General features: G+C 26.5%; 3 protein-coding genes. 2 read left to right on the top strand and 1 reads right to left on the bottom strand.

Annotated elements, in window-relative coordinates; translation table 11 throughout:
* Positions 1-70 precede the first annotated feature (70 nt).
* Positions 71-337, top strand: coding sequence for a hypothetical protein (locus tag Q1X91_RS15480; RefSeq protein WP_300759491.1), 267 nt, complete (start codon positions 71-73; stop codon positions 335-337).
* A 165-nt stretch (positions 338-502) separates the two neighbouring features.
* Here the strand turns inward: Q1X91_RS15480 and Q1X91_RS15475 are convergent, their stop codons facing one another.
* Positions 503-1,219 (bottom strand): gamma-glutamyl-gamma-aminobutyrate hydrolase family protein, encoded by a 717-nt coding sequence (locus Q1X91_RS15475; RefSeq protein ID WP_300759489.1) that lies wholly within the window; start codon positions 1,217-1,219, stop codon positions 503-505.
* 129 nt (positions 1,220-1,348) lie between these two features.
* Between Q1X91_RS15475 and Q1X91_RS15470 the strand changes: the two genes are divergently transcribed.
* Positions 1,349-1,921 carry an RNA 2'-phosphotransferase gene (locus tag Q1X91_RS15470; RefSeq protein ID WP_300759488.1) on the top strand — a complete coding sequence of 191 codons (573 nt, stop codon included), beginning with the start codon at positions 1,349-1,351 and terminating at the stop codon, positions 1,919-1,921.
* Positions 1,922-2,291: the final 370 nt, after the last annotated feature.

Here is a 2,291-nt window from a genome sequence, read left to right as displayed (position 1 = left end):
TAGGTATTCCTTTTTGTTTGTTGTGATAATTTAAATTATAAGGAATACCTCCTTTTTTTAAACTAAAACTGTGCAATATCTATGGCTCTTAAACAAAATATACATTGGAAAAAATCATATAGAAACTATTGAATTATTATATAGTGAATATGAATTTGATTCTAATTCAGATTATATAAATTTAATATTCAAAATAAAAGAGTTAAATGCAGGTGCTGGAATATGGTTTCCGTCAGTATTACTTCTTGATGAAGAAATTGATGAAATAGCATATTTTATCACCTCAAAGAATTCAGGAAAAACTGAAGGCATAATCAAAAAGTATCAACAACAATGACTCATTTCTTTTGTACGAAGTCTGCCTACAATCGAAGGAAATACTGTTAAGTATGGGTACGGTTTGAAGAAGAACAACAAAAAAATTGACAAACTTAAAAATTTTAGTATTTACTAAAATCAAAAATATAAATATTTTTAATAAAATAAAAATTATTTTTTATGATTATTTTCTTGACCTGCATACTTCTACAAACATATCAAAAATATTCTGCATTTTTACACTTTTAGCACTCATTAATTCTGGGTGCCATTGTACGCCTAAAATAAAAGAATCTTTTTTCTTGTATTCTATAGATTCAACTATGCCGTCCTTTGCAGTAGCTGTTACTTTAAAGTCTTTAGATACTTTATCTATAGCCTGATGGTGAAAACTGTTAACCTCTGAACTCTCACCAAGCATATCATAGATAATGCTGTCTTTTACTATTTGTATTTTATGTGTAGGAACATGATATTCGGCAGTTTGGCTATGTAGTATATTTGTATTTCTTTGAGTAGGTATATCCTGTATTAAAGTGCCTCCGAAATATACATTTATAACCTGTATCCCTCTGCATATTCCCAGTATTGGTTTATTCATTTCAGAAGCATATTTCATCAATTTAAAATCAAAATCATCTCTTTCAGCGGATATAGTACCGATTTTTTCTATAGGCTCTTCATTAAATCTAAAAGGGTGAACATCAACACCTCCAGTCATAATAATTCCGTTAACATTTTCAGCCATTTTTTTTATTATTTCTTCGTCTTCTGTAATAGGCATTAAAAAAGGTATTCCTTTTGATCTTATAACAGAATCAGCATATGAACGATTAACAAATGCTTTTGGTATAGAACTATTTTCATATAAAAGATTTCCAGATAAACCTATAACAGCCATAATACAATCCTTAAAAATATTTGTTATATATATTAAAACAAAATAATTTTTTTACAAGGCATAATTAATATAGTTGACATAATTTTAGATTGATATTATTTTTTATTTATTAAAGGCTAGGAAATAAAAATGATGAATGATAAATTAAATAAATTAAATAAAGAAGAAGTAAAAATTAGTAAGTTTGTAAGTATGGTATTGAGGCACAGACCAGAGTATATAGGGCTTAAATTATCAAAAGACGGCTGGGCTAATGTTTATGAACTAATAGAAAAAATAAAATCAAAAGGAAAAAATATTGATAAAGATATACTTGAGAGAGTGGTGCTTTATAATGATAAAAATAGATTTAGTTTTAATGAAAATCATACTTTAATAAGGGCAAATCAGGGGCATAGTATAGATGTAGATTTAGAGTTTGAAGAGAAAGAACCTCCAGATATTTTATTTCATGGAACTTCTGTAAATAATATAGATATCATAAAAATAGAAGGTATTAAAAAAATGAAAAGGCTTCATGTGCATTTATCATTAACAGAAGATATTGCCAAAAAAGTAGGTGAACGTCATGGAAAGCCAGTTGTAATAAAAATAAATGCAAAACAGATGTATGAAGACGGTATCAAGTTTTATTTATCAGAAAATAAAGTTTGGCTTTGTGATTATGTAGATTCAAAATATATTTTGTGTATTATTGAATAGTAGTTTTAATAAAAATGCATTCAAAAAACACTGCTTTTATTTATATTTTTAACTTATACAACGCACGTTAAATATATTGAAAAACTATGCACGCATTAAAATAACATAATTTTTTATTATAAATATAGTACCGCTAACCGTGCGTTAATGATGTTTTTATAAGTTAAACAAAACTTGGGCGGGGGCACTTTTTCTAAATAGATATAAAAAATAAATATGCTTTAATTTTCTTAATTGACTTATAAACTATAAAGGGAGGGGATTAAAAGATTTGTTTCAAAACTCAATTTATTAATATTTATAGTTTTTAAATTTAATATTTTTTTAATTATAGTTGGGGCTTTGCCCCAAACCCCACTTCTTTTGGTGA

Source organism: uncultured Brachyspira sp., assembly GCF_949287625.1.
GTDB lineage: Bacteria > Spirochaetota > Brachyspiria > Brachyspirales > Brachyspiraceae > Brachyspira.
The sequence above is the reverse complement of the archived record's forward strand: the minus strand, read 5'-3'. Positions and strand labels throughout refer to the sequence as shown.